The sequence below is a fragment of the Streptomyces katrae genome, from assembly GCF_000966975.1.
Lineage (GTDB): Bacteria > Actinomycetota > Actinomycetes > Streptomycetales > Streptomycetaceae > Streptomyces > Streptomyces katrae.
Map to the genome: position 1 here is coordinate 1 of NZ_JZWV01000119.1, position 23,733 is coordinate 23,733.

General features: G+C 68.2%; 31 protein-coding genes. 16 read left to right on the forward strand and 15 right to left on the reverse strand.

Annotated elements, in window-relative coordinates:
- Nucleotides 1-692: helix-turn-helix domain-containing protein (locus VR44_RS45890; RefSeq protein ID WP_169790980.1), on the reverse strand; the 692-nt coding region annotated here is incomplete at its 3' end.
- A gap of 355 nt (nucleotides 693-1,047) precedes the next feature.
- On the opposite strand from VR44_RS45890, the gene VR44_RS06470 reads away from it, so the two are divergent.
- From VR44_RS06470 to VR44_RS06490, 6 genes are all read left to right on the forward strand, one after another.
- A complete protein-coding gene (locus VR44_RS06470; protein WP_245691618.1) occupies nucleotides 1,048-1,281 on the forward strand; it encodes a hypothetical protein in 234 nt (77 codons plus the stop codon).
- A gap of 101 nt (nucleotides 1,282-1,382) precedes the next feature.
- The gene (locus VR44_RS48330; protein WP_281187119.1) at nucleotides 1,383-1,514 is read left to right on the forward strand and encodes a hypothetical protein; all 132 of its coding nucleotides are present in this window, start codon (nucleotides 1,383-1,385) and stop codon (nucleotides 1,512-1,514) included.
- A 14-nt stretch (nucleotides 1,515-1,528) separates the two neighbouring features.
- Nucleotides 1,529-2,698 (forward strand): cupin domain-containing protein, encoded by a 1,170-nt coding sequence (locus tag VR44_RS06475; RefSeq protein WP_045946407.1) that lies wholly within the window; start codon nucleotides 1,529-1,531, stop codon nucleotides 2,696-2,698.
- Entirely contained in the window at nucleotides 2,695-3,591 is an 897-nt protein-coding gene (locus VR44_RS06480; RefSeq protein WP_045946408.1) for an aldo/keto reductase, read from the forward strand. Before VR44_RS06475 ends, VR44_RS06480 begins: the two co-directional genes overlap by 4 nt.
- Nucleotides 3,592-3,610: 19 nt before the next feature.
- Nucleotides 3,611-4,405 (forward strand): hypothetical protein, encoded by a 795-nt coding sequence (locus VR44_RS06485; protein ID WP_211275029.1) that lies wholly within the window; start codon nucleotides 3,611-3,613, stop codon nucleotides 4,403-4,405.
- Complete coding sequence (locus VR44_RS06490) at nucleotides 4,402-4,986, forward strand: GNAT family N-acetyltransferase (protein WP_045946410.1); 585 nt, start codon at nucleotides 4,402-4,404, stop codon at nucleotides 4,984-4,986. Before VR44_RS06485 ends, VR44_RS06490 begins: the two co-directional genes overlap by 4 nt.
- A 65-nt stretch (nucleotides 4,987-5,051) precedes the next feature.
- Here VR44_RS06490 and VR44_RS06495 read toward each other — a convergent pair whose 3' ends face one another.
- The 4 genes from VR44_RS06495 to VR44_RS06510 form a co-directional block, all read right to left on the reverse strand.
- On the reverse strand, nucleotides 5,052-5,612 hold the full coding sequence (locus VR44_RS06495) for a hypothetical protein (protein WP_157880230.1): 561 nt from the start codon (nucleotides 5,610-5,612) through the stop codon (nucleotides 5,052-5,054).
- A 3-nt stretch (nucleotides 5,613-5,615) separates the two neighbouring features.
- On the reverse strand, nucleotides 5,616-5,882 hold the full coding sequence (locus VR44_RS06500; protein WP_157880231.1) for a hypothetical protein: 267 nt from the start codon (nucleotides 5,880-5,882) through the stop codon (nucleotides 5,616-5,618).
- Nucleotides 5,883-6,074: 192 nt separating this feature from the next.
- Nucleotides 6,075-6,347, reverse strand: coding sequence for a hypothetical protein (locus VR44_RS06505; protein ID WP_169790981.1), 273 nt, complete (start codon nucleotides 6,345-6,347; stop codon nucleotides 6,075-6,077).
- Between the two features lie 212 nt (nucleotides 6,348-6,559).
- Nucleotides 6,560-6,862, reverse strand: coding sequence for a hypothetical protein (locus tag VR44_RS06510; protein WP_045946414.1), 303 nt, complete (start codon nucleotides 6,860-6,862; stop codon nucleotides 6,560-6,562).
- A 117-nt stretch (nucleotides 6,863-6,979) separates the two neighbouring features.
- Between VR44_RS06510 and VR44_RS06515 the strand changes: the two genes are divergently transcribed.
- From VR44_RS06515 to VR44_RS44835, 3 genes are all read left to right on the forward strand, one after another.
- A complete protein-coding gene (locus VR44_RS06515) occupies nucleotides 6,980-7,432 on the forward strand; it encodes a hypothetical protein (RefSeq protein WP_045946415.1) in 453 nt (150 codons plus the stop codon).
- Between the two features lie 152 nt (nucleotides 7,433-7,584).
- Nucleotides 7,585-7,794, forward strand: a complete 210-nt coding sequence (locus VR44_RS06520) for a hypothetical protein (protein WP_045946416.1) — start codon at nucleotides 7,585-7,587, stop codon at nucleotides 7,792-7,794.
- A gap of 81 nt (nucleotides 7,795-7,875) precedes the next feature.
- Nucleotides 7,876-8,283: a hypothetical protein gene (locus VR44_RS44835; protein WP_157880233.1), complete on the forward strand. Its 408-nt coding sequence runs from the start codon at nucleotides 7,876-7,878 to the stop codon at nucleotides 8,281-8,283.
- A 67-nt stretch (nucleotides 8,284-8,350) separates the two neighbouring features.
- Here the strand turns inward: VR44_RS44835 and VR44_RS06530 are convergent, their stop codons facing one another.
- The gene (locus tag VR44_RS06530) at nucleotides 8,351-8,614 is read right to left on the reverse strand and encodes a hypothetical protein (protein ID WP_157880234.1); all 264 of its coding nucleotides are present in this window, start codon (nucleotides 8,612-8,614) and stop codon (nucleotides 8,351-8,353) included.
- A 586-nt stretch (nucleotides 8,615-9,200) separates the two neighbouring features.
- On the opposite strand from VR44_RS06530, the gene VR44_RS06535 reads away from it, so the two are divergent.
- A complete protein-coding gene (locus tag VR44_RS06535; protein ID WP_052713487.1) occupies nucleotides 9,201-9,572 on the forward strand; it encodes a helix-turn-helix domain-containing protein in 372 nt (123 codons plus the stop codon).
- Nucleotides 9,573-9,617: 45 nt separating this feature from the next.
- Here VR44_RS06535 and VR44_RS06540 read toward each other — a convergent pair whose 3' ends face one another.
- The 3 genes from VR44_RS06540 to VR44_RS06550 all read right to left on the reverse strand — a co-directional run bounded on the left by VR44_RS06540 (nucleotide 9,618) and on the right by VR44_RS06550 (nucleotide 15,228).
- Complete coding sequence (locus VR44_RS06540) at nucleotides 9,618-10,157, reverse strand: site-specific integrase (protein WP_045946419.1); 540 nt, start codon at nucleotides 10,155-10,157, stop codon at nucleotides 9,618-9,620.
- Nucleotides 10,117-10,647 (reverse strand): hypothetical protein, encoded by a 531-nt coding sequence (locus VR44_RS06545; RefSeq protein WP_045946420.1) that lies wholly within the window; start codon nucleotides 10,645-10,647, stop codon nucleotides 10,117-10,119. Before VR44_RS06545 ends, VR44_RS06540 begins: the two co-directional genes overlap by 41 nt.
- Before the next feature lie 522 nt (nucleotides 10,648-11,169).
- Nucleotides 11,170-15,228 carry a DNA cytosine methyltransferase gene (locus VR44_RS06550; protein ID WP_157880235.1) on the reverse strand — a complete coding sequence of 1,353 codons (4,059 nt, stop codon included), beginning with the start codon at nucleotides 15,226-15,228 and terminating at the stop codon, nucleotides 11,170-11,172.
- A gap of 1,235 nt (nucleotides 15,229-16,463) precedes the next feature.
- On the opposite strand from VR44_RS06550, the gene VR44_RS06555 reads away from it, so the two are divergent.
- Nucleotides 16,464-16,655, forward strand: a complete 192-nt coding sequence (locus VR44_RS06555; protein WP_157880236.1) for a helix-turn-helix domain-containing protein — start codon at nucleotides 16,464-16,466, stop codon at nucleotides 16,653-16,655.
- A 280-nt stretch (nucleotides 16,656-16,935) separates the two neighbouring features.
- Here VR44_RS06555 and VR44_RS44840 read toward each other — a convergent pair whose 3' ends face one another.
- Nucleotides 16,936-17,097: a hypothetical protein gene (locus VR44_RS44840; protein ID WP_157880237.1), complete on the reverse strand. Its 162-nt coding sequence runs from the start codon at nucleotides 17,095-17,097 to the stop codon at nucleotides 16,936-16,938.
- A 437-nt stretch (nucleotides 17,098-17,534) separates the two neighbouring features.
- Here VR44_RS44840 and VR44_RS40955 point away from each other — a divergent pair, with 437 nt between their 5' ends.
- The 4 genes from VR44_RS40955 (at nucleotide 17,535) to VR44_RS06580 (ending at nucleotide 21,046) form a co-directional block, all read left to right on the forward strand.
- Complete coding sequence (locus VR44_RS40955; RefSeq protein WP_052713488.1) at nucleotides 17,535-18,569, forward strand: hypothetical protein; 1,035 nt, start codon at nucleotides 17,535-17,537, stop codon at nucleotides 18,567-18,569.
- A complete protein-coding gene (locus VR44_RS06570; RefSeq protein WP_157880238.1) occupies nucleotides 18,569-18,874 on the forward strand; it encodes a hypothetical protein in 306 nt (101 codons plus the stop codon). Before VR44_RS40955 ends, VR44_RS06570 begins: the two co-directional genes overlap by 1 nt.
- Nucleotides 18,874-19,671, forward strand: coding sequence for a hypothetical protein (locus tag VR44_RS06575; protein WP_157880239.1), 798 nt, complete (start codon nucleotides 18,874-18,876; stop codon nucleotides 19,669-19,671). The genes VR44_RS06570 and VR44_RS06575 overlap by 1 nt, the downstream gene beginning before the upstream one ends.
- A 1,138-nt stretch (nucleotides 19,672-20,809) precedes the next feature.
- Entirely contained in the window at nucleotides 20,810-21,046 is a 237-nt protein-coding gene (locus tag VR44_RS06580; protein ID WP_045946427.1) for a hypothetical protein, read from the forward strand.
- 53 nt (nucleotides 21,047-21,099) lie between these two features.
- Here VR44_RS06580 and VR44_RS06585 read toward each other — a convergent pair whose 3' ends face one another.
- From VR44_RS06585 to VR44_RS06590, 3 genes are all read right to left on the reverse strand, one after another.
- Nucleotides 21,100-21,291 carry a hypothetical protein gene (locus VR44_RS06585; protein ID WP_045946428.1) on the reverse strand — a complete coding sequence of 64 codons (192 nt, stop codon included), beginning with the start codon at nucleotides 21,289-21,291 and terminating at the stop codon, nucleotides 21,100-21,102.
- A complete protein-coding gene (locus VR44_RS44845; protein ID WP_157880240.1) occupies nucleotides 21,288-21,452 on the reverse strand; it encodes a hypothetical protein in 165 nt (54 codons plus the stop codon). The genes VR44_RS06585 and VR44_RS44845 overlap by 4 nt, the downstream gene beginning before the upstream one ends.
- A 68-nt stretch (nucleotides 21,453-21,520) precedes the next feature.
- Entirely contained in the window at nucleotides 21,521-21,814 is a 294-nt protein-coding gene (locus VR44_RS06590) for a hypothetical protein (protein ID WP_045946429.1), read from the reverse strand.
- 195 nt (nucleotides 21,815-22,009) lie between these two features.
- Between VR44_RS06590 and VR44_RS06595 the strand changes: the two genes are divergently transcribed.
- Nucleotides 22,010-22,432, forward strand: a complete 423-nt coding sequence (locus tag VR44_RS06595) for a hypothetical protein (RefSeq protein WP_045946430.1) — start codon at nucleotides 22,010-22,012, stop codon at nucleotides 22,430-22,432.
- A gap of 12 nt (nucleotides 22,433-22,444) precedes the next feature.
- On the opposite strand, the gene VR44_RS06600 is transcribed toward VR44_RS06595, so the two are convergent.
- Nucleotides 22,445-22,780: a helix-turn-helix domain-containing protein gene (locus VR44_RS06600; RefSeq protein ID WP_045946431.1), complete on the reverse strand. Its 336-nt coding sequence runs from the start codon at nucleotides 22,778-22,780 to the stop codon at nucleotides 22,445-22,447.
- A 10-nt stretch (nucleotides 22,781-22,790) separates the two neighbouring features.
- Nucleotides 22,791-23,282, reverse strand: a complete 492-nt coding sequence (locus tag VR44_RS06605; protein WP_045946432.1) for a helix-turn-helix domain-containing protein — start codon at nucleotides 23,280-23,282, stop codon at nucleotides 22,791-22,793.
- Nucleotides 23,283-23,733: the final 451 nt, after the last annotated feature.

Sequence of the window (23,733 nt, forward strand, 5' to 3'; positions counted from 1 at the left end):
CCCAACCGCCCGGCGGCTTCCTGAAGATGGTCGATCGCCGCCTGATACTCACCGCTGCGGCGCAGGGAGACGCCCATGGAGTGCGCCGCCTCACCCATCACCACCGGGTTACCCGTCAGCTCCGCCTGTGCCCGCGCCCGCTCGGCCGCCACCCACGCCATGCCCTGATAGTTCTTGATCGCGAGCTGGGCGAGAAGCACGTACGCGCGGGCCGCGATGTCGTGGGCCTGTGAAGCGAGCGATCCGGAGATCAGCGACGGCAGCGTGCGGCCCAACTTGCTGTATTCCGCCGCCTGGAAGACCCTCCGGGCTTCGACGAGCGCGGAGAAGAGAGCGTCACGCGATGCCGGCCGCGCCTCGGGAAGGTGGAACAAGGAACGTTCCACCAGCTCCTTCGGGTCGACGGCTGAGGCGGAGGCGGTGCCGGGCAGCGCGGCAGCGATGCCGACCCCCAGCCCGAGCGTGAGCACTTTTCGGCGGTGCACGTCAACCCCTTCGAGTCCGACATCAGCAGCGGTCAGACCCAGGACACCACACAAAGCAGCCAGCGTGTCCTCGTCCGGCTGGATCTTCCCGGTTTCGACCCGCGACAGCCATGAACCGGAGTATCCGACGGCCTTGCCCACCTTCTCCTGCGACAGCCTCTTCGCGTTCCGAGCCTGCCGCAGCACATCCCCCAGCGAATCGCCCATGCACAGAGTGTGCCGATCCATGCACAGACTTTGCAGACCCTCCGTCAGACATAGTCCGAACGAGTCCGGCCGCGTTGACTGTTCATCGCACCCCGGAGCAATCCACCGGCTCCGGCAGTGCTCCCCCAGCAGCGGGCCGCAGGGTTCATCCTCGCGCCGCCCTGTGGTCCGCTGCGTCCCCCGTCGGAGAGGAGCAAGGCCATGAGCACCCCCTCCCTGCCGCCCCGGAAGCCCGGAGCCAGCGGACGGACCCTCGCGATACAGGATCCGAGCCCCGGGGCACCGAGCCGAGCCCTCCGGCTGCGAGCGGCCGGCGGCTGGGAGAAGTTCATGCGCCGCGCCGACATGGAACGGGGTGACGGTGTCCCGCCCCGGCCGTGAACGGCAGCGCCAAGCGGTGCCCGGCTGGGTCACCGAGGGGACCGCGATCAGGGATCCGCTGGAGCGCAAGAACGGGATCGTCCAGTTCATCGGCGAGTGGGTCGACCCCGCCACCCGGATCACCATCACCAACGCGATCTTCGCCCGGCCCCCCGGCGGCGGCAAGGAGTGGATCGTGAAGGACCCCTCCAGCCTCGAACGGGGCTGAACCCCACAGACTTCCCGCCCCGCACTCCTACGGCCCGGGGCGGGCACAGCTTCCTGCCGGACCACCGGCGGGGAGAACCCAGTGAAGAAGAGGAGTACGTGATGAACGAGAACGCTCCCACGCCCAGCGGTGACGGCCTGCTCGTCGCCCGCCAGTCCATCGCCGCCGCCCGCACCCGCGCGCAGCAGGAGTCCGACGGCGGCTCGACCGGCGTCTCCGACTCCAACGACTGAACGGAGCCGAACCCGTGACCACCTTCACTGAGGTGGTCGAGTGCCTCGGCGGGGACTTCCCCGCCGGGGCTTTCGGCCGCCAGCACCGCGTATGGAACAACGTCGCCGACTTCTCCGGCCTGCTGTCCTGGGACGACGTCAACGAGATCGTGGCCCGAGGCCGGCTGGAGCCCCCGCGACTGCGCCTGCACCGCGACGGCGAGCAGATCCCCTGGCAGACCTATGCCACCCCCGTCACCACCCGCCGCAGCACCGTGTGGCAGCGCATCCAGCCCTCCCGGCTGCACCAGCAGCTCAAGGACGGCGCCTCGCTCGTCCTGGACGCCGTGGACGAGCTGCACGCGCCCGTCGAAGCCCTGGCCCGCGACCTGGAATCCGTGTTCCGCTCGCACATCCAGGTCAACATGTACGCCTCGTGGACCGGCCGGGAAGGCTTCGGCACCCACTGGGACGACCACGACGTGGTGGTGGTCCAGCTCGAAGGCGCCAAGCGCTGGCGCATCTACGGGCCCACCCGGATCAACCCGCTGTACCGCGACCTGGAAGCACCCCAGCCGCCCGAGGGCGAGCCGCTGGCGGAGATCATGCTGCGCGCCGGGGACATGCTCTACCTCCCGCGCGGCTGGTGGCACGCCGTGGCCGCCACCGAAGGCCGCTCCCTGCACCTGACCTGCGGGCTCCAGACCACGACCGGCGCCGACCTGATCGGCTGGCTCTCCGAGCGCCTGCGGGGCTCCGAGACCGTCCGGGCGCACCTGCCCGCCTTCGGCACCGTCGCCGACCACGCTGCCTACCTCGAAACCCTCCGCAAGGAGATCAGCGAGGCCCTGCACGACGGCGTGATCACCGAGTACCTCGACCACCGCGACGCGACCGAGCCCGGCCGCCCGACCCCGTTCCTGCCGTACCTGGACGCCGTCCCCGCCGAGCCCGACCTGAGGGTGCGGCTGACCACCGCGCGGGCCCGGACCACGACGAACGCCGAGGGCCAGGTGGTGCTCATGGCCGGCGGTCAACAGTGGACCTTCGCACCGGCCGCCGTCCCCGTCCTCGCCCCGCTGGTTGCCGGGGAGAGCCCCACCCTGGGCTTCCTCGCCGAGGACGCCGGGCTCACCGTCGAACAGGTCGCATCCCTCGTGGCCGAGCTGGTGTCCGCCGACGTCGCCACGGTGATCAGCCGGTGACCACCGAACTCGCCCTCGGCACCTACCACTGCCGGGACATCCCCCGGGCGGCAGCCCACGCCGTCGCCCGGGGGGCCCACTGGATCGACACCGCCCCCAACTACCGCGCCGGCCGTGCCCACACCCAGCTCGCCGCCGTCCTCACCCAGCACCCGCAGGTGAAGGTGTCGACGAAGACCGGGTTCTTCGGGAAGGACGAAGCCACCGCGGCCGTAGCGGAAGGCATCCTCACCTGGCACCAGGCCGCCGCCGGCCACAGCCTCACCCCCGAATTCCTCCGCTGGCAGACCAGCCGCTCCCTCGACCTCCTCGGCCGCGCCGACCTCGTGTTCGTCCACAACCCCGAGCACGCCCGCCTCGACCGCAAGGAACTCCACCAGCGGCTGCGCGAGGCGTTCATCGTGCTGGAGGACTTCGCCCACACCGGGCGGATCGGTGGGTACGGAGTCGCCACGTGGTCCGGACTGGACACCGCCGAGTTCAGCGTGACCGAACTCCTCGCTCTCGCCCGGGAAGCCGCCGGAGGACACCACCACCTCCACGCCGTGCAGCTCCCGGTGTCCCTCGTGATGGCGCGGCCGATCAGTCTCGCCCTCGACGGCCGCGGCCCCCTCGTCCAGGCCCGAGCCGCCGGATTGGACGTCTTCGCCTCCTCGCCCCTTCACGGCGGACAGCTCCCCGGTATGGTCACGGCCGAACTCGCCGAGGTGATCGAGCCCGGCCTCACCCCTACCCAGGCAGCGCTCCGCATCGTGGCGTCCACCCCAGGGGTGACACGGGTTCTCCTCGGCACGAGTAACCCGGCACACTGGGACGCCGCCCAGCAGACCCTCGCTCTGGATCCGCTGCCGCCCTCGACCCTGCGGAAGGTGCTCGATGTTCTCGGAACCTGACGAACCCACCGCGGGAAGGATGCGGACGGCCAGGACCACCGCCTGCACCGCGCTCGGCGTCCAGGACCGCGCCACGGATCCGGTCTGGGGCTACGAAGGCCGCACCCTCTCCGGCCGCGTCACCGGCCCCGACGGCGGGGACGGCTGGCTCCGGCTGGTCAGCGCCACCGAGGACCGCGCGACCGGCAAGCTCTGGGAGGGCCCCCAGAGCGCCCACAAGGCCCTCCCCGCCGCAGTACCCCGCCCCGCTCTCCACCGCGTCCACGACTGGGCCGCCGACGGTTTCGGCTACCGCGCCGAGCTGTACGAGCACACCCCCCTCGCCACCGTCTCCCGCAGCCCCGTCCTGGCGGACGACGTGGACCTCCCCGAGAGCTGGTGGAAGGAACTGCCGCTCGCCCTAGACGCCCTGGCCACCGCCGCCACCTTCCGCGAGGCCGTACGCGAGGAGTACATCCGCCGGGCCGTCCCGCAGTACACCGGCCACACCGTCGGCGAGATCCAGTGGTCCACCGCGCACGGTGACTTCCACTGGGCAAACCTCGCCGGCCCCGAACTGCTGATCCTGGACTGGGAAGGATGGGGGACGGCCCCCTACGGCTTCGACGCCGCCCTCTTGTATCTCTATGCCCTCCAGGCCCCGGACACCGCAACCCGCGTCCGCCAGGCCCTCGCGCACATCCTCGACGACCCCGCCGTCCGCGTCGCCGAACTCACCGTCTGCGCCCAGGTACTCCAGGCCGCTGACCGGACCCCCTTCTACGCCGCCCTCGCCGACCCGGTACGCCGCCACCTGGGGCAGGTAACCCGATGACGCACCCTGAGCCAACTCTGTGGCTGACGACCAAGACGTGCGGCCTCGGCCCCTACCGCGCCGACCTGGTCGAAACCTATTGGCAGTGGGAGCAGGACCCGACGCTCATTGTCGGCTACGGCCGCCAGACACCCGAGTCCCTCGAAGCCCGCATCGAAGGCATGACCCACCAGCTCCGGGGCTCGAACATCCGCTTCACCGTCTACGACCTGACCGGCGCCGAGCCCGTCCCCGTCGGTGTCACCACCCTGCTCCCCGACGACGCCGTGCGCACCGCGGAGTTCGTCATCATGCTCAGCAAGGACGCCCGCGGCCGGGGAATCGGGACCGAAGCCACCCGCCTCACCCTCGACTACGGGTTCCACGTCGCCAACCTGCGCATGGTCTGGCTGAAGGTGCTGGCCCCCAACGCGGGCGGCATCAAGGCGTACGAGCGCGCCGGGTTCCAGCGGGCCGGGGTGCTGCGCGAGGCCGGCTACTGGCTGGGCAACGTGTGCGACGAGGTACTGATGGACGCCCTCGCCCGCGACTTCACCGGGCCGTCCGCCGTGAAGACGATGTTCGAGCCTCCGAGCGCCTGACCGCGCACAGCAGAGCGCCCCCTCTCCCGCACGGATGGGACAGGGGGCGCCGTCTTATGGGGCGGTCACCGACGCTCCCACCACCAATCCGCGTAATAGCACTCGGCCTCGGGCAGCTCCTTCTCCAGGGACACCGGCGGCTTGCGGTTCCACGGCGCCGTCAGACCCCGCTCCTGTCTCTCGGCGACCGAGAGCAGGGCCGCCCGGTGGTTGATGGCCTCCTGCATCCGAGAGGCGATCAGCTTCTCCCGCTGGCGTTCCTGCTTCCGCGCCCACTCGTTCCCCGGCGACTGCTCCGCGTCCCCCTCGGCCCGAAGCTGGTCGCGCATGTCCTCCAGACGCAGCTCGTAGAGCGCCTGGCCCAGCCGGTGCTCGTAATCCCGCAGCGGCCACTCGTCGACCCACTCAACCGGCGTCCCGGACATGTCGAACACCACCACCGGCGCGTCCATCCACGCTGGCGGCTGAGGGGTGTACGGCTCCCTGGGCGTCACCGGCGGTTCCTCGGCCAGCACCGCCTCGCAGTACTCGCGCCGCGGGCTCCTCCCGGCCTCCGGTACCCGCGTCGACTCGTGCCGCCCCGGGAGCTCCACCGGAGCCTCACGGCGCTTTCGGCGGCGTCCCACGGGTCAGTCCACGATGTCCGGCAGGCTACCGGACCACGCCGGGGGCGGCGAGGATGCCTTGCGCACCACGTGGAAGGCGGCCGGCCCCGGGGTCTCGAACCAGCGTGGCGGCGGCCCGGTCGGGATCTGCGGCCGGGAGAAGTCGACCACCCGCGGCAACTCCTTCACCGCCTCCTCGCGCCGCAGCAGCTCGGCGTACGTGGCACGCGCCTCCGGCGTGGTCATGTCCACGGAGGGCTCCGGTCGGCGCAGGAACCTGGGCAGTCTCACGATTCAGCCTCCTTCGAGGCCCCACTGGTTCCAGTGGGGTCGGGAACGTGTCCCAGTGGGGTGGGTCGAAATGCAGTGGGGGACGGACGGCCACCCACGTCAGAAGGAACCGAACGGGTAACTCGCCGGCTCCTCCGCTCCAGGTCACGGGCCCGCTCCAGTGGGGTGCGGGGAGAACGGCCAGTGGGGTGTTCACTCGTCCGCATCTGCGGCCTCCCACTCAAGGCAGCCGGCCAGAGCAGCGAACGGCCCGTCCTCGATCTCTGCCGCCCGCCAGGGCCTGCGCCGGCCGTTGCGGCTGATCTCCACTGCCGTCCACTCCGTCATGTGCTCGACGTCCCGGCTGAGGCTCACCGAGGGCAGGCCCACCTCCTCCAGGATCGGTTCGTCCTCACCCAGGCACAGATCGACGATCGCGGCCCGGATGAAGTGGTGGCTGTTGTGCTCGTGCCCGATGCGCCTCACCCGGAGGACGACCGGGCCAGGCCGGATTGCCCACCAGCACACCTCGGACGCCCAGTAGCAGCCCGGCGGCGGCGTCGGGTAGGTCGCCACCCCCGGCAGCGCCCGGTAGGCCGCGTTCGAGGGCGGAGGGTCGAAGGTCCGTCTCACGTACGACGGCGCCCACTTAGCCGGCGGCGTCCTTCCCGTGATCGCGGAAATCTGCTCAGGAGTCATCAGATGACGTCCCAGGCCGCGGCGGGCCGCCCCTTCAGATCGTCCACGGTTACGCCATAGCGCTGGAGGACCCGGAGGTGGGCTTCGCGCCGCAGCCGGTCAGCGGCTCCCTGACCGATCCCCAGCACGACGTCCATTGCGTGATTCCGCTCGACCTGAGCGCGCCGGATGTCGATGCACTCCTGCGACCCTGCCGGAAGGTTCGGGTTCCGATACGTAAGTTGCGCGGCCATGGCCTCTTCCTCGGCCCGGTGCTGCTGCTCGGTCAGCTCACTCACCTTACGGGACCAGAAGTCGTTCATTGTGTTTCTCCAGTTCAGAAAGGACCCCACTCGCACCCCACTATCGTGCGACGCCATTAATGCAAAGCGGTAGTCGCGCGGGAAAATGGGGGGAGAAGGCAACCCCTGGAGGTCGTTGTGGAATACCGAGAGAGCCGCGCACGCGTACCGCTGGAAGACGCCAAGCGCCAGGCGCAGAAGTCCGTGCACCGCGTGGATGGCGGAGTCCAGGTCAATCCGATCACCATGGACTACCGTCAGCTCACCGAGGAGGAGGGCGCCCGCCCTGGCGTCTTCACCAGCGAATCCGTAATCCACCCCGCTGTGCAGGGGCACGATGGGGCGAGGCCCACCGGATCGTACTCGACGAGCGTCTACAACGAGGGCGGCGGGAAGATGACGAACAACCACACCCGGCGCATGGTAATGGATCACGACAGATCTATTGAGAGCGCCCTTCGCCAGGCCGACGGAACCGACTCCCTCTATTACCGATCCGGCCGGGCGAAGCTCTCCGTGGCGATGGCCCCCGCCGAGTTCCGGTCCGGCGCCGGCGACGCATACGAAGAGGGCCACCAGCGGCACGGCTGATAAGCGAAAGCCCCCGGAGTTGTCTCCTCCGAGGGCCAAGGTTCGCAGGAACCCGACAACAACTATAGGGCCGAATTTTTCGGGGGAAATAAGCTTCACCCGTCTGCCACTTCCTATACGCACACCAGCATCACCGCGGGCACGCTGGAGCCATGGACCCCCGCGTAGTCATCCACCGCCCCGACGAGGAGGGCGGCCGGCGTGTGCACATCGACGGCACGATCCTCGGCCTGGCGAAGAGTGAACGCGATCTCCGCGAGTTCCTGCGACGGGTGGAGCTGCCCGGCTGGGAGGACGTGGACCTCAACGACACCAGCTTGTTCAAGTGGGAGGGGCCAGGGCCGGAGAGCTGGGAGTCCTGACATGTTCCCCGGCCCGGGGAAGCATCCCTGCCGAGCCGCCCAACCAGGCTCTTGCGCGAATCCAAGGAGAACAGCACCACCGTGACCGAGAAGCGTGCAACACCCGGCACCGGCAGAGGCTTCAAGGAGAAGGCCGTCATCCACCTGGACTGGATCTATTCCAGCGGGCCCAAGGACGCCGACGGTTCGGGTACCCCCTGCGGCGGCTGCCACAAGGTCCCCAGCGCAGGGCAGGCCATCAGCAAGGTGCGCGGCAGATGGTGGCACGTGGACTGCGCCGTCGCAGAGCTGGACCAGATTTCGGCAGCGGCGGCCTGGATTACGCTGGGTGAACTCCTCGCGGCTCGCCCATCGTCTTTCACTACTGTCGAGACGCGCACCATCGTGAAGAACCTGCTGGCACTGGCGAAGCAGCCCGCGTCGCCCCAAGGCGGGAAGCAGTGGAAGCGGAGGCCGTCGGGATCGAGGCCGAATTGGCCCGCTTCGTAAAGGGCGACGGCCAAGGGTTTGGTGGGCTCCGGTAGAAATTCGGCGGCAAGGTCCGAAGGACTGCTCACTACTTCACGGAGCCGCGGTAGAGGTTGCTCCCCGTCACACGCACCTCGTAGCCCTCCGCCTCGAACACGTCCTTCAACGGCTGCACGTGCTCGTCGTGCACTTCCCACGCCTTCCGCTCCGGATCCCAGCGCCGGTCGTACTCGGGGACCGTTGCGCAGATCGCCCCCAGCGCGTCATAGGGGGAGAACACCTTCGCGCGCTTTCTGTAGCCGTCGACACCGGCGATGGCCCGCTCGATCCGTACGATTCTTCTTCTGCTCATGTTCACCAGAATAGGAACCAGGCGAGGGGACAGCTTCTCGCCGAACCGGCGCACCTCATCACGCACCCTTAGAGGTGAATTTTCGGGGGCCGATAAAGAGGCCGAAGGCCGACTGCTCTATGGATACAGGCACAGTCAGCACCGCGTTCCCGCCATGCCGGAGCCCTCTTCCCTTCCCCTTCCCTGCCGGAGCCCAGCGCCTGCACCCTTACAGGTGCGATTTCCGGCGCGGAAGAAGAGGTCCGAAGGACCGATAGCAGTATGAGTACGCCTACACGCGCCGCGGTCCCTACCCAGCCATTGCCCCTTCCCTGCTGGAGCCACCGCCCTATCCCCAGCACCGCTCTATTCCCCGCTGAGCCCCAGCACCGCCCTATTCCCCTCTAGAGCCCCAGCACCGCGCTATTCCCCGCTAGAGCTAGGGCGGGCGGGCGCGAAAAATCAGAAGCCGGCGGGCAGTGGCACTCTTCACAGCGCAGCTCTCTTGACTGCTGGTGATTTTCTTCCAGCTAAATCACAATCCGGTGCCTGTACCGTAATCCGGTATACGCGCCGGAATCCGGCGCCAGCACCGGAGGGCTGAAGCGTGGCGGATTTCTGGCAGAGTCTCGGCGGCGGCATCCAGGGCGAGGAAGGTACCGATGACGACGAGGGGCTTACCGACCCCGCGGAATTTTTGAAAATCGGCGAGGGCCGAGAACAGGAACGTACGGAAACGGAAAGTGTGCAGGAACTTCCCACCCAGGGCATCCCGCTGCGGGAACTACGGAAACGTCTCCGACTGACGCAGGCCGAAGCGGACGAGCGTGCCGGCCACGGGAAGGGCTGGGCGGAAAGAATCGAGCGCCAGGAACTCGGGAAGCTCGGTACCGGGACTCTGGCCGCCTACCTCGCGGCGCTGGGCTACCGCCTGGAGCTGGTGGCCGTACGAGAAGGTGAGCGTTTCCGGATCGGGTAGCACGAAGCCCCCGCCGAAAAAACAACGGGGGCTCTGCGTATCTCCTCAGTCGGTGTCGGTGCGCTGGGCGGGGATGCTGGGGACGCTGGCCATCGCGTTGCCCTCCCACTCGTCGCGGGGGCGGATATAGCCGTCGGCCACCTTCGAGTTCGGCGACCATCGGCCCTGCTTGCGGATGGCCGCGCCCGAGGCACCGTTCTCGTCGGCGATGGTGGCACCGCTGGCCCTCAGGCCATGCGCGGTGAGCTTGACGCCGTTGTCGTCGTACAGGACGCCGGCCGCGTCGGCGAGGGCCTGGATGATGTCGTTGACGGACTCGGCGCTCAGCTCGTCGCCGATGTTCCCCCAGCGGTCGATGCGGCGCAGGATCTTGCCGGTGGTGATGCCGGCCGCGGCGAGGGCGTCGCGGTATTCGGTGTAGGCGGTGACGGGGTCAAGAACGTCGTCCCGGCGGGGCATGACGACCCATTCGCCCTCGGCGCCCTGGTCGGTCTTGCTGCTGGCGAAGTAGAGCCGCACCCCCTTGCGCGGCACCACCACGGCGTCAGGCAGTACGCGATCCGAGAACTCGGAGCGGCGGGTCATGGCCCAGATGGACCAGATGACGATCAGGCGGTCCCGAAGGCCCGTCAGGGTCTCCCTGGCGCTTCTTGTGGGCCTTGATCAGAAGCCGGGCGGGCCGGGGGTCGGGGTGCTGCTCGACCGGGATCCGGCTCCAGGTGTGTGCGGCGAGGATCGCGGCGACCGCCTGTCCGAGGGCGGAGGCTCCGTACGGTTCGCCGGTCTTCTCGCTCGGGGTGTCGATGGTGACCCGGATCCACTCGGTGAGCGTCTCGGTGGTCATCGGCACCACGGATCGGCGCCCCGCGCACCAGCCGGCCGCCCGCCGAAGCCAGAAGTCGTATTTCCGGTAGGTTTCAGGCGGGATCGCCGCCTTGAGCGCTTCGAGCGTTTCCTGACTCAGTTCATAATCTGCGGCGGTGTGGACCGTAAGGCCCGGATTCCGAGCTTCCCCCTGGAGGTCACCCTGAGCGACGGGGAGTAGCTCCGCGTCGATAGTCTCAAGCTCGTTCATTTGTCCCCTTTGTCGATCCCGGTAAGCACGGTTACCAGGACTGAGCCATACCTTAGTGAGCGTCAGTTGATCTCGGCAGCCCCTTTCCGGATCTTGGACGGCCGGGAGCCCGACTCACACAACTTCGTGATGGATTTTCCTGAACACACCTTTTGGACTTCACACTCGATCCGCCGGCCGGAGCCGAGTAGTTCAATCTGAAACAAAACCTCGAGTTTTTGTTTTCGCACCCAACGGGCCGGCTGCGGCTCCAAGAACGTCCCGACCGCGGGTTCGCCGGCCGCTCTCTCACACCCCACGCACGCGAACCGCGCCGAACGCAGTGTCGTGCGGCTGCGTCCCCGCCGGCGCGGCTACCGGATTTCGATCCGGCCGTGATGTCGTGGTGGTGGGAGCGGTCAACGGCTGACCTCCGTACGCGTATCCGCCAAAGGGAGCGAGCGCCTCACCATTCGCCCCTGCCGCTCCCACCTTCAGGGCCAGGACCGGGCGGCGGTACCAACCGCCCGGCCCCCCGCCCACTCAGCCCCGGGGCGGCACCACCTGCCCCAGCGTCGCCCCGACCCCGGCCAGGGCTCCCGCGACCGACGCGGCCAACCCCCAACCGCTCCGCCGCCGCCGTGGCACCGGCTCCCAGACCACGGGCCCCCAGCCCAGGCTCTCCCGCAGCTCCCGCGCTTCCTCGCGCAGGGCCAGAACCTCCGCCGCCCTCATGACGGCCGCGACCTCGGCCACGATGCGCTCCGCCTCGGCGACGGCCAGGGCGGCGACCTCCGCGCCCCACTCCTCGACGTCCACGCGCAGCTCCTCCAACTCGGCGCGCAGCTCTGTGTAGACATCCACCGGCTCCGGCTCGGGCCGCTCGTAGTCCACCCAGGCCAGGCGGGGATCAACGGGCGCCGGACGCTCGTAGTCCATCCACGCGATGCGCGGGTCAACGACTCGCTTCGGCACCACCAGGGCAACCGGCTCACCGCAGATCACCAGGGCGGGAACCTCCGGCACCACGTACGTCTCCAGCGCCTCGCACATGGGCGCCTGCGGCTCCTCCAGGGCGACGGCCCGGCGGGGTGCCGAGAGCTGCACGAGCGCCCCGCACACCACGTACTGCTCCGCCACCAGCTCTCGCGGCTCCAGGTGCTCAAGGTGCCCCGGCTCCGCACCGTCCATGAGCACGATGGTCTTGCCGATCTTCGCGCTGACGACGCGCCCGGCGCGGCCCTCGTGAAGAACCCGTTCCCCGATCTCCCAGAAGCCCCGCCCGGCCGACGGCAGCACCGCCACCCGCTTCTCCTCCACGGACGCGGGGGCGGACTCACCCGCAGCGAGCCGCCACGCCGCCCGCCGCTGCTCCCGGGTGAGCGGGCCCTGAACGGCCGCCTGAGGTTCCGTCTCGACGTCGACGAACTCGGGGTCGGCGGTGGCCTCGATCGGCTTCCAGTCGGGCCCCACGTGCTTCTCCAACAGCTCCGCCATGGTCGGCCCCTCGTAGGGAGGCTGGGCCGCGATCTCCGCCCGCAGCCGCTCCGTCAGGGACGGCTCGGCCGCCACCGGCGCCGGGTGCTTCTTGCGCCCGTGGGCGCGCATGGCCAGGACCGCTTCGGCATCGCAGATCACCGACTTGATGACCTTGCCCTTGCACGTCTCGTGCAGGCAGCGCACGGAGGTGGTCCAGCCGTTGTCACCCTTGGGGCTCTCCCCGTGGTGGCGGTGCTTGTCCCCGAGGTCGTTGCTCGTCGTACGGAACCGGCCCTCGGTGATCTCCCAGTCGTACGCCATCCGCTCGAAGTTGTGCCCGTACCCGTCATCGCTGGCACCCGCGTACGTGACGCTCTCGCCCTCGGTGAGCTGGGCGCCCGGGGTGGCCGCCGCCTGCTCCATCCGCTCCCGGGCCTGCGCCCTGCTCCATGCCACGGCGTCCCGTCCGCACGGCCAAGCGTGGTTGCAGGGGTTGGGGAAGGAACCGCATCCCTCACGCGGAGCACGCTCGGTCTCGTACGACCACTCGGGGGCGGATTCCTCCGTGTCGGCGTGCGCAGAATCCTGGGCGCCTCCAGCCGGCGAGTCCTCGACCGGAATTTCTTCCGTGTCGGCACCGTGCACCGCCGGGTACAGCTCGGCCAGGTAGCGGCGGAGCATCTCCCGCCACGGCACTCCGAGGAGCTGTCCCCAGACCGCGAGGGAGACGAGCGGGGAGAAGATGTCTCCGAGCTGCTGGCACTGCGAGGACCGCGACCCCGTCACCGGGAAGTCGGCGGGCAGCCCGACCAGGAGGCACACTTCCTCGATCGTGAACCGGCGTCCGGTGGCCGCGTTGTACCAGCCCCTGATCTTCGAGGTGATGCCGTTGATCGGCTTCGGCTCGGGGTGGCGGCTGGTGCGCCCGTCCATGCGGAAGACGTTGCCCCCGCTGGTCTTCCGGTCCCCGCGCGTGTTGATCTCCGCGTCCGGCTCCCAGCCGATCGCCTCATGGGCCAGCGTGGTGATCTCCGGCGCCACCGGCAGGCCCGGACGCCGGTACCAGTGCGCGGCCAGGACCGAACGCCTGCGGTTGCTCGGGGAACCGTAGTCCGCAGCGTCCACGGTGTCCCACTCGGCCATCTCGCACCCGGCCGTCACCAGCTCAAGCCAGATGTCCTCCTTGACCTGCTCGGGGAGGGCGGCGGCCTGCTCGATGACGATCCGGGTGAGCGGGGCACCGATGTACCGCAGGCCGAGAACCCAGATCACCGGGGCCAGCATCAGCCCCGCCGTTTTCGCCGTCATGCCCTCGACGAGCGCCCACATGTCCGCCACCGTGTGATCGGTCCGCGAACCGTACGAGGAGAAGCACCCCTCCTCCCAGGTGCACTCCTCGCCGTCCTCCTCGTGGGTGCAGTACTCCGTCCCGTCCTTCTCGTAGTTGCCGTACATGAAGCCGACCTGGTTGATGGCCTCGATCAGGATGTCCAGGTTCTCTGCGGCGCGACCGGCACCCGTGCCCGCGATCGTGAAGTCCGGGCACGGCATCGTGAACATGGCGTCTACGGTCCACCGCAGCGCGGGGTGTTCGGGGTTCAGCGTCTTCACGTCCGCCCGCAGCACGGTGCAGCCCGCAGCCTGCGAGGTCGCCACCGCGTCCCCGGACAGGTCGACACAGATCATGTCCGTGTCGGACACCAGCCGCTTCCCCTTGCAGCCACCGCCGCACCCCGAGCACAGGTTCAGCCCCCGGGGCTTCTCCGCCGGGTACAGCCACCGCACCGGCCACGGCGCGGCCAGCGTCTCCCGCTGCTCCTCCGTCAGGGACTCCAGAAGGGTCACCAGCTCCTCGCCGTCGACCGCCATCAGGTCGGCGTGGGTCACCGGCTTCGGCTGCTCTTGGCGCAGCAGCGGCATGACCGAGGAGTCCCGGACATAGATCGTCTGGTCGGCCTCCCCCTTCGTGGGAAAGCTGACGTGGCCGCCCCCCACGGTGCCGCGCTCCGCAGCTCGCTTGGCAAGCCCAGACGGCTCCGGCTGCTCCTGCTGCTCGCCGTCGACCGGGCCGCGAGCCACCGCGTCCGCGAGGATCGCACGCTTGAGCGCGGGCAGGTTCGGGAACATGTCCCCACCGGTCCGGCACCGGTTGTTCTTGTCCTCGCCCTCGAAGATCAGCCGCGCCCCGTCCGCGTGCTCGTGCTGGGCGGAGAACAGACCGGCGAGCTTGCGCACGACGTACCGGTGCCCCAGCAGTTCGGCGACGCACGGGAACGTCTTCCTGTCGCTGAACACGATGTCGCCGACCTTGACCGCCGTCGTCTTCTTCGGCGCCATGCTGCCCCGCCCCACCGTGTTCTCCCCCTGCTGCTTCTTCGACTTCTTGGGGCCGTACTGGGCCATCTCCGCCGCGTACGGCTCGGGGTTGTCCCGCAGGCCCGTTTCGAGGCGGCGGAACGCCTCACCGGCCGTCTTGCCCACCTGGAGGGCGTGGCCGTACCAGCGGATGACGTACTGGTGCCGCTCCCACTTCGCGGTGAACTCGGTCCCGTCGATTTCGTAGGTCCACGGACGGAGTTCCGGCCGGTCCACGTCGAACTCCGGCTGGCGGCGGTGGTTGCCTGCACGGCCACGAGCGTCTTCCTCGCGCCGGAAAGAGCCGATGTCCATGAGCCAGCCGCACGAGCATGAGGGGATGAAGTGCCCTTCCACCTCGGTCACCGTGGTCTCGTGCTCCGGCTGCTCCTGCACGTCTTCCCCCAAAGCGATCTGAGCGGCGCACTCGTGGCGCACGGTTTCGGTCGGGCCGGAGAGACGCTCACGGCCCTGCGCAACGGCGTCCGCGTCGACAACCGGGCCGCCCATGTCGGCGAGGATCACGGACACCGTGTCGCGGACGCATGTGCAGTCGAATTCGCCGCAGTGGTTACACGCGACGTCGTGAATGACCTCTCCGGCCCATGCCTTGACGACGTCCGCCGGAGTCTTGTCGGTCTTGGGCGCCTTACGCGGCTTGAGCTTGAGCTGACCCTTTCCGAACGACTTCCATTCGGGCTTGCCCTTGTCGCGCTTGGCCACGTTCTTGGCCATTTCCGTGCGCGTCTTCTCGTGCTTAGCCATCATTTCCGGAGACGTGCAGTCGTCCGGCAGACGGAAAAGGGAGTACGACAACCCGCCATCTTCGGACGTGAAAGCCTCGCGCGTGTCCGTCGACTCGTACGGCGTCCGGCGCGGTTCGTACTTGGACTCGACCGGTTCCGGCAGACCGTTCCGCTGCGCAGCAGTCTTCTCCGGCACGGCAGGGGCCACGACCGGCTCGACATGGGGTTCTTCCGGAGCGGGCGCGAGAACGGGTTCCGGAGCGGGACGACCCTCAAGGGCTGCGCGTCCGGCCGCAGTCACCCGGACCACGCTCGCCCGGGGGGCACGCTCCAGAATTCCCTCTCGAATCAGTCTTTCCACGGAATCCCTACGGACTCCGCCGCGCCGCTCACCCTTGATACCGGTAAGCCGCACGTCCACTTCACGGCTGTAGTGGTGCACGACATCCGGCGCCCACGTCTCGTACGAGACACGCAGCAATCCCCACGCGGCGCGTTGCACAATGGCACGCTGCGCCGGGGTCAGGGCATATGGTGCCCTTGTGTCCGTGGCCATTCTTGAAAAACCCCTACGAATTGATCTCGGCGTATGCCCGGTGCTAACGGGCGGGCCCTTTTGGGCAGGGGTCCAGTCTATCGAAAAGGGGCCAGCATAGGGGGTTCGGGGAGAAAAAGAAAGGCGAGGAATATCACGCCAGAATATGAGAATTCAATTGCGCGAAAGGCGATGTCCTGGTTGCCCAATTAGGCGCATTGCGTGGGGAATTGAGGGGATACCCCCACCATTAAACCGAATTGCCCGAATTCGCCCCCGCCTGCCCCCTCGCACGCAGAAGCCCCTATTCGCGGGAGGTAGTGGCCGGCCAGAAAGGCAGTGGCCTCCGAGAAGGCTATCAGGCGGTGTGCTAAGTTCTTGGACGAGAAACCGATTGATCTCGGCTCTCACCAGCGCCGCGTACCGGGTGCTACCTCTCCGGAGGCCGGGCGGCGCTTCTTCATGCCCGCGGCGCCGGCGCTCTCACCCGTACGGCCGATGACGGGCCGCGCCCTGGTCCGCCACACTCATCCTCGCCCTGACGCACACCTCACGCGCTTCACCGGCTGCACGGACCATTGGCGGTCCATGCGTCCAGGGTGTGCCTCCGGCTCACTTCGGTGTACCTGGAGAAAGTTGTGGCAGAACGCATCACCTCGGTTCGCGTCGCTGTACTGCACGCCGCCCGGAAGCGAGGGCCCGCGTGGTGGACGGTCCGCGACATGCACGCGCTGTGCCGCGAGGCGGGCTCAGAATCCACCATCCAGCGCCACGTACGCAGGCTCTACTTCGCGGGCGTTCTGGAGCGCCGGGAAACGCATGAGGCGTACTTCTACCGCGTCGCCGCCGTCCAGCCGGCTGCGGCGAAGGAGTACCTCAAGCGGGTCGACGAGGTGGCCGCGGTCTGGGAGTAGCCCGGCGCTCAGACCGTGAACTCGGTCATGGCCCCGCAGGCGAGTTGGAAGCTGCTCCAGCAGTGTCGGGGGAACCCGCACTTCGCCCCGGGCTGCGGCGGTGACCGGGGTCGGGGACAGGCCGGTGATGACGTGGACGTGTCCGCCCTATCCGTTCGTTCTCTGTGCCACGCTGCGCAGGCCGGGCGGTGGCCGGCGAGGCTCCGGTGGGTGCGAGCCGGAGCAGGGCCAGGCGGTGCGCGAACGCCGCCCAGCCCTTGCGCCCCGTGAGGGCGAACGGTCAGCTCCACATGTCTGCTGCGGAGCTGGCCACCTTCACCGCCTTCTCGAAGAGGGCCAGCGCGTAGTACGCAAACCCGGCGACGTGACCCCAATCCGTGCAGACCCGCCGCAGGGCGTCCCAGTTGGACGGCCCTTCTCCGTTGCTCAAGCCTCGGTCCATGACCGTGGCCTCCTCCCCTTGTCACAGAAAGCGACGGGCAGGCGCCCGTCCGGACGGGGCGCCGCGAGTAGGGAAGACCGCATCTGCGACATGGGAATCGAATCACGGTCCCAGTCTGAACTCATAGGCCACGCAGGGTGGTTGACCGGTGAGTTTCCATAGCAGTCCATAGGGGCGTGAGCTAGGGTTCCACCTCGCTGCGGGGCCTGGGGAGTGCCTCGGGGGCGCGGCCACCTGGTCGATCGCCGGAGGATGGAATTCCGTTTTCCGATTACGCGCAGTAGCAGGAAGATAGCCCCCTGGGCCCGATGTGCCTTAGGTCACATCGCCCGAGATCTCGAAGGGGGGCCTTTCCGTGACGTCCGCACAAGATCGCACCTATTTTTCTGGAATGCCAGAATTGGGTATATATCCCACCGCATTTCCCGGAGACCCGAATGCCGATCGCGGACAAGAAGACCAACCTCACCACCGCCAGCGATCTGACCGCCGCGCGGGACGACACCGCAGGGCGCACGGAGTGGCCCCCCGCGACGCCCGCCGAGGTTCTGGCCGACCGTGCCACCTGGAGCCCCGCGTACGGCGCCGGGCCGCTCCCTCCGGCGCCGCAGTGGTACCAGTCCGCCGACCGGGAGCACCCTGGGCCCATCGCCGGCGGCCAGGTCACAACCCGCTCGATTCAGATCGCCTGGCGCTCCGAGGTCGGCGAGATCCCCGCGCACTCGAAGATGCCGCCGCTCACCCCGATCCCTGACGCGGACCCGATCAACCGCGGCAGCGACGGACTCGACAGCGCGGGCGTCGCCGGCCACTTCATCTACGTCGCCGAGGGCGCGACGGGCGACATGCCCACGGAGCCTTCGCTGATCCTGAACGGTCCGGAGCTGGGGACGTACTTCGACAGCTTCCACGGTCCCGGCGCGGCTCCCGGATCGCTCGGCCCCTGGGTGCGCGTCAAGCCGAACACGGTCTACCGGATCCAGGTGGCCGCGTTCAACGCTGACCGGCAGGCCGGGCCCCGCTCCGAGATCCTGACCGTGGACACAACACCGCACGACCCGCCGGGCCTCGTGGACTCCCTCGTGGACCCCGACCCGCCGAACGACTTCCGCCTGGTCTCGATGCCGGACTACAAGGCCCCCGCGCCGGCCCTGGTGGTGTCCTGGAAGCCGTCCAGGCTGGCCACCGCCTACGAGCTGTACGCCAACACCCAGACCTCGGGCACGGCCACCATGGACCCGAGCCGGCCGGGGCTCATGCGCGGCGACACGCTCGCGGCGACGGTCCCGCAGCCGTCCGACCCGAACGCGGTCATCACGTACTCGGTCAACAACCCGCCCCAGGACACCCCGTACGTGCTCAAGGTGCGCGCGAAGCGGACGGCGACGGTCGAGGGGATCGAGGAGACGAAGACCAGCCCGTTCGCTCCGGAGGTCCGCACCCGGACCAGCACCGCGTCGACGGCGGCGTGATGGAGACACCCGAGGACTGGTTCGTGCCCACCCGGCTCGCCTCCCTGTCGGCGCTGGAAGCGGTGCTCACGGAGAACAGGCCGCCGCACTTCGCGCTCGGTGAGGCAGTGGCGCCGGTGATGGAGCGGTTCGAGGGGGAGGTGCCGTACGAGCGGGTCCTCCACGAGGCGGCGTGGGCGCTGCTGGGGTGGCTGGCGGCGGCGCTGAAGCGCGGCGAGGTGGATGGGGGGCTGGAGTTCGTCGAGCTGCTGCGGCGGCAGTACATGGGCGTCACCAAGAACCCTGATGCCAGAGAGGTGATCTGATGGCCGGGATCATCAAGTGGGAGCCGGGTTCTCCGCCGCCGGCTCCCAGTTTTGAACCGACGGTGAACCCCGCGTTCGACAGGCGCATTCGTTCGACGCCGATGGTGCGGAGGGAGCCTCCACGGGGTTACATCGTCTCGGCGGACTACTCGATCGGTTCGGGTGAAACAGCGCAGCGGCGGCGTAACGCCCGGGTTGACTTCCTGTGGAACCCGTTGAATGTCGCGGTCAAACACAGCGTGGACGTCAACAACGGTCTGTTGCCCGCGGATGTGATCAGCGATTACGACGTGACCAGGTATGTGGGGAAGTCGGGCGGAACGCTGTCCTTTGATCTGGTGTTCGACCGGACGTACGAGGTGGCGGATCCGAGTGTGGTCGGTGAGCAGTCCCGGAAGGGCGTGTGGGCCGACGTCCACGCCTTGTACGACTTGGTGGGGATCAACGAGGACCGGGTGGAGGTGTCGACGTCGGGTTCGGGGGGTTCCGACAGCGGCGGCCTGTTCGGGGACATCTTCGATCCGCTGAAGGACATTCTGAATCCGGGTGGGGGGACGTCGGGGCCGCCGGATGCGAATTCGCGGTACCGGGGCGTGATGACGATCCGGCCGGTGTATGTGGTGTTCACGACGGATTGGTATGCACAGGTGGGTAATACGACGGGTACCGCACGCTGGTATGGGTACCTCAATCACCTGGACGTCGACTTTACGCATTGGTCGGAGAACATGATTCCACTTCGCTGCACGGTGGGTACGACCTTGCAGCTCCTGGTGGAGTACGGGGGTGGGTCGTGACACCCAACGCCTGCGGCCGGGGATGAAAAACGCCCCCGCCGTGGGGGCGTTCCTTCGCACCGAGGGTGCGGCCTGTCAGGGCGCCGGAGCAGTGGCCGGCTGTCGGATCCGCGGATGCGTGTACGCCCCCGGCGGGGCTGCACACCGAGGACGGTCAGCCGGGGCGGCGACATTCGGCCGTCCCTCGCGCATCCCCAGAGCAGCGAATCGACGTGGATCCGCCCCAACACCCTCCGAACCCCGCGGAAGCCCGATGAACACCGGTTTGGGCCGCTGGCCGAGAGCGTCCTCGGCCGCTTCGCGATACCGGGCTGGCGTGCCAGACTCCCATCAGACGAGCGGAACCGGCCAACCTGCTCGGACCCCTCCGCAGCACTCCGACACCACTCTGCCGACACTCTGAGACCACTCTCGGAGCACTCTGCCTACAGCCTCACGCAGTCTGAGTACGTGCAGGTCATGGCGGGTTTCGACGCGCCTTGCTTGCCGTCGTGGGAGCCCAGGCCCCACTCTCTCCATACCGGCCCTGACCGGACCGGATCCCGAAGACGAACACGACCTCGCGGGAGGGATTTGGCCATGCCTTGCATCCCCTCCGGGGGGCCCGGCGACGAGCACCGATGCGATCCGGCCAACCTGGACCCAAATGACCTCGCGGAAGTTAGTCATAGTTAGCCGTAGTTAGCACTCATGTCCTCTTGCGGGACCTTGCGTAGCCTTTCACCTGCAACAACGTCGCCGTTTCCGGTTTCCGCAGTCGGCACTCGCCACGCCCACCGGCCGGCCATACGCTCCATGCACACCCCGACCTCCGGGGCGAATCCCTCCACCTCTCCCGCCAGAAGGGATGTTCGTCGTGCCCGAAAACGCGTTCCCCCTGAGCCCGGCGCGGGCATCTGACGCGATCCGGCCAAGTTCGCCTTCCGCGACCTGAATCCTTCTCGGTCGTTCTCGACCTATCTCGACCCGGTTCGTCTGTTCCGTTGAGTTCCGCTGGTGTGACCTGCTGTTCTTTCGTGTTCCGGTGCGCTTTCAGCCGCCGCTCGCCACGCTCAGCCGGCGCTCCTACTCTCCAAACACGCCCCCGGCTCTCGGGAACGCGCCTCCTCAACACACCTTCAGCGAAGGAGACTTCGTCATGCCCGCATGGCCCCGCATCACCTGCCCTGCCTGTCGCCGCTCCGTGGCCGTCAGCCCCGACACGCGCCACCTGGCCCGTCACGATCCGCCGGGGCCCCAGAACCGCCGCCACGGCCTGCCGCCGATCAGCTGCATCGCTTCCGGGCGGCTCATTCCGGCGGGGTCGGATCTGCTGCTGCCGCTGTGGGTGGACACCGCGCCAGCGGCGGCCGGTGAGAAGTTGGCGCTGTTTTGATCACGCGTACTGGAGGCCGCGCCGGAAGTCGCTTCGGCTGACGGCGCAGGCGCTCAGTAGTAGTACGGCGGCGAGGACTCCGAGGCGTACACGGGACAGCCCTCTTGGTGCGTGGTCTGGATGAAGTAGTGGCCGTACCCCTTCGACGTGCAGACCATCGTGGCCGCGCACTGGGTGCAGCCGCCGGACACCCTGACCCCCAGCAGGGCGTTCAGGAAGGTGTACAGGGCCGTGGTGTCGCTCATCGCGGGTACTCGTCCTCGCCGTCGTCCAGATCGTCGTCGCGGTCGAGCCGGCGGGTGTGGCGGTCCTCGAAGACCTCCCACCACCGCCACTTCCGCCGCTCGGGACGGGCGGCCCGGATCTCGATGAAGCCGCCGCGGTCTACGGCCCGGTGCTCGAACACCTCGGTCCCGTCCTCCTGGTCGTGGTCAGTCCTGGTCCGGCGCCCTCATCGGTGCTGCCGGCGTGACCTCAGGCGCGCCACGCGTTCCTCGGCGTCTTCGCGCCCTGCATCTCCCAGTAGTCGCGCGTGTGCTCCTCACACGTGGCCTGGGCTCTCATCAGCAAGTGAGCGACGCACCCGGCGCGGTGTGGGTCGAGGGTCAGTCGTACCGGTTCCTTCCCCTCGTAGGAGGCGACGAGCGTGATGCGCCCGGTGTCCGAGTCGTCATCCAGGCTGACACTGACGTCGACGGCCCTTGGGCTGCCGAGGGCCGTGGAGATCGTGGACCCGAGGGGGCCGAGGTCGTCGGTCGGTGTGCTCATGGCGTGCTCCTTCGTGGATGGTTGAGGAACTCGGCGTCGGTCACCTAAGCAGCCTCTCCATCACGAGTTACGGGGATAACGCCCCAACAGGGTGAATCTGCGCATTAACAGAAAAGTGGGTGATTCCTGTATGGGTTGATCAGAAACAAGATCACGGCCGGGGCTGCTGGTCTCGGCGCGGCAGGAGGAACGCGCGTGACCACATCGAGCATCCCGGCCGGCTCCCGTCCGGCAGTCGACCCGGTACGCGCGGAGGCCCTGCTGCTGGCCGCAGGAGACCCCGAGGAGCCGAAGCTGGAGACCGACGCCGAGGGACGGGTGCTGATCCCGCACGCGCCGCTGTGGCGCCCTGGAGTCCACCTTCACGAGTACGTGGCGATCTGGCCGGCGTCCACCACACCGAGGACCCGGAGCCATCGTCACGGGCGTCTCCTCGCGCACGTAAGGGTCCTCGACGGCGGCGGGAAGGTCCGGGATCTCGGATTGCGGCGCCTCGAACTCGTTCACTGGATCCTCGGGCTGTCGACCGCGATCGGGGCCGGCTGGGTCGTCGGCAGGGTTACGCCGATGCTCGGGCACGGCGCCCAGTTGAGTGGGATTCCCCGGCGGCGGTCGTAGCGCCCGGCGTCCTCAGGCCGCGATGGGCATCGCCACGACCTTCTCGCCCGCCCGGTATCCGCCGAGCATGTAGTCGGCGTGGATCTGCCACCGGCCCCCGTCGAGAGGCTTGATGACGCCCGCCTCGCGAAGCTGCTTGAGGCACTTTGAGACCGTCGGCTGGGAGCACCCCAGAACCTCGGCGATGGCCTCTTGGGAGCCCGTGAGCGCGACACCGGGGGCGCCGGGGGTCTGGGTGCTGGTGAGCAGGAAAAGAAGGCGGTAGGCGTTGGCCGTCAGGTCGTAGCGCACGCGACCCCGGTTCACCGAGTTGAGGTAGTCCACGGAGTATTTGGTGTAGCGGCTCATGGTCCCTCTCTCACGCGGCCTTACGGTCAGTCGATTCGGGTTGGCGGCGATAGTGGTGTCCGTCAGGGATGGCCTTGATTGCTGCCCCGTGATTCCTGCCCGTCCCACAGTAGACAAACTGAGGATTCAGCATCACGGCCGAGCGGTTGAGCGGATAGATGACGTGCAGTTCACGGAGAACCTTCATGGACACCGAGACCTTGGACTGGGCGACGCCGAGTTCGTTGGCCAGTTCCGTTTGGTTCTTGAAGAGGATCCGCCCGGGAGCTGTTCGGTCCTGAAGCTCGATCAACAAGGACAAGAGATCGTAGTCGGCAACGGACCTGCGGTTCCGGCGTACCACGTAGAACATCTCGTGGGAGATCATCGAGTACTTCCGGCCGGCGAAACCGTATGCGTAATCCGGTTCACTGGTCGAATGGATCTTGAAGTTCCTCATCTCGCCCGACAGATCGTCGAAGGCTTCGATGGAGTTGATCTTCTCTTGACTGCGGCGCGGCACAAGGTCTCCCGCGAAGGAGGGGGAAGGGGCAGTGGCCCATCCGCGCCGTACCGCGGCCTTGCCTACACCACAGCCTATTCGCTGCCTTTGGTTACCTATACCGCTACCAGGGGGACTGTCCGGGCCGGTTTTATACCTCACAGAGATAGCGGAATCTCGGTGAGATATATAGCTTCGGGCGTTTCCGCAGGTCAGCGGGCTGCCGTGTCGATTTGCTCTTACACCCGTGGTGGAGCTGGTTCCGGCGCTCCCTGCTCTGGCCTTGACGGCTTGGATCAGTCTGACCGACCTGATAGTGGCCCTCCGGTGAGCGACCGAAGGGAGCGGGGAGGGCCAGGGGGACCGAAGGGACCCCCACAGCAATGAGCTTGAGCTGTTGATCTCCCTGCGGTCGATCTGGGCGTCCCCGCTCCCTTCGGTCGCTCACCGGCCGCCACTCTTGGGACAACAG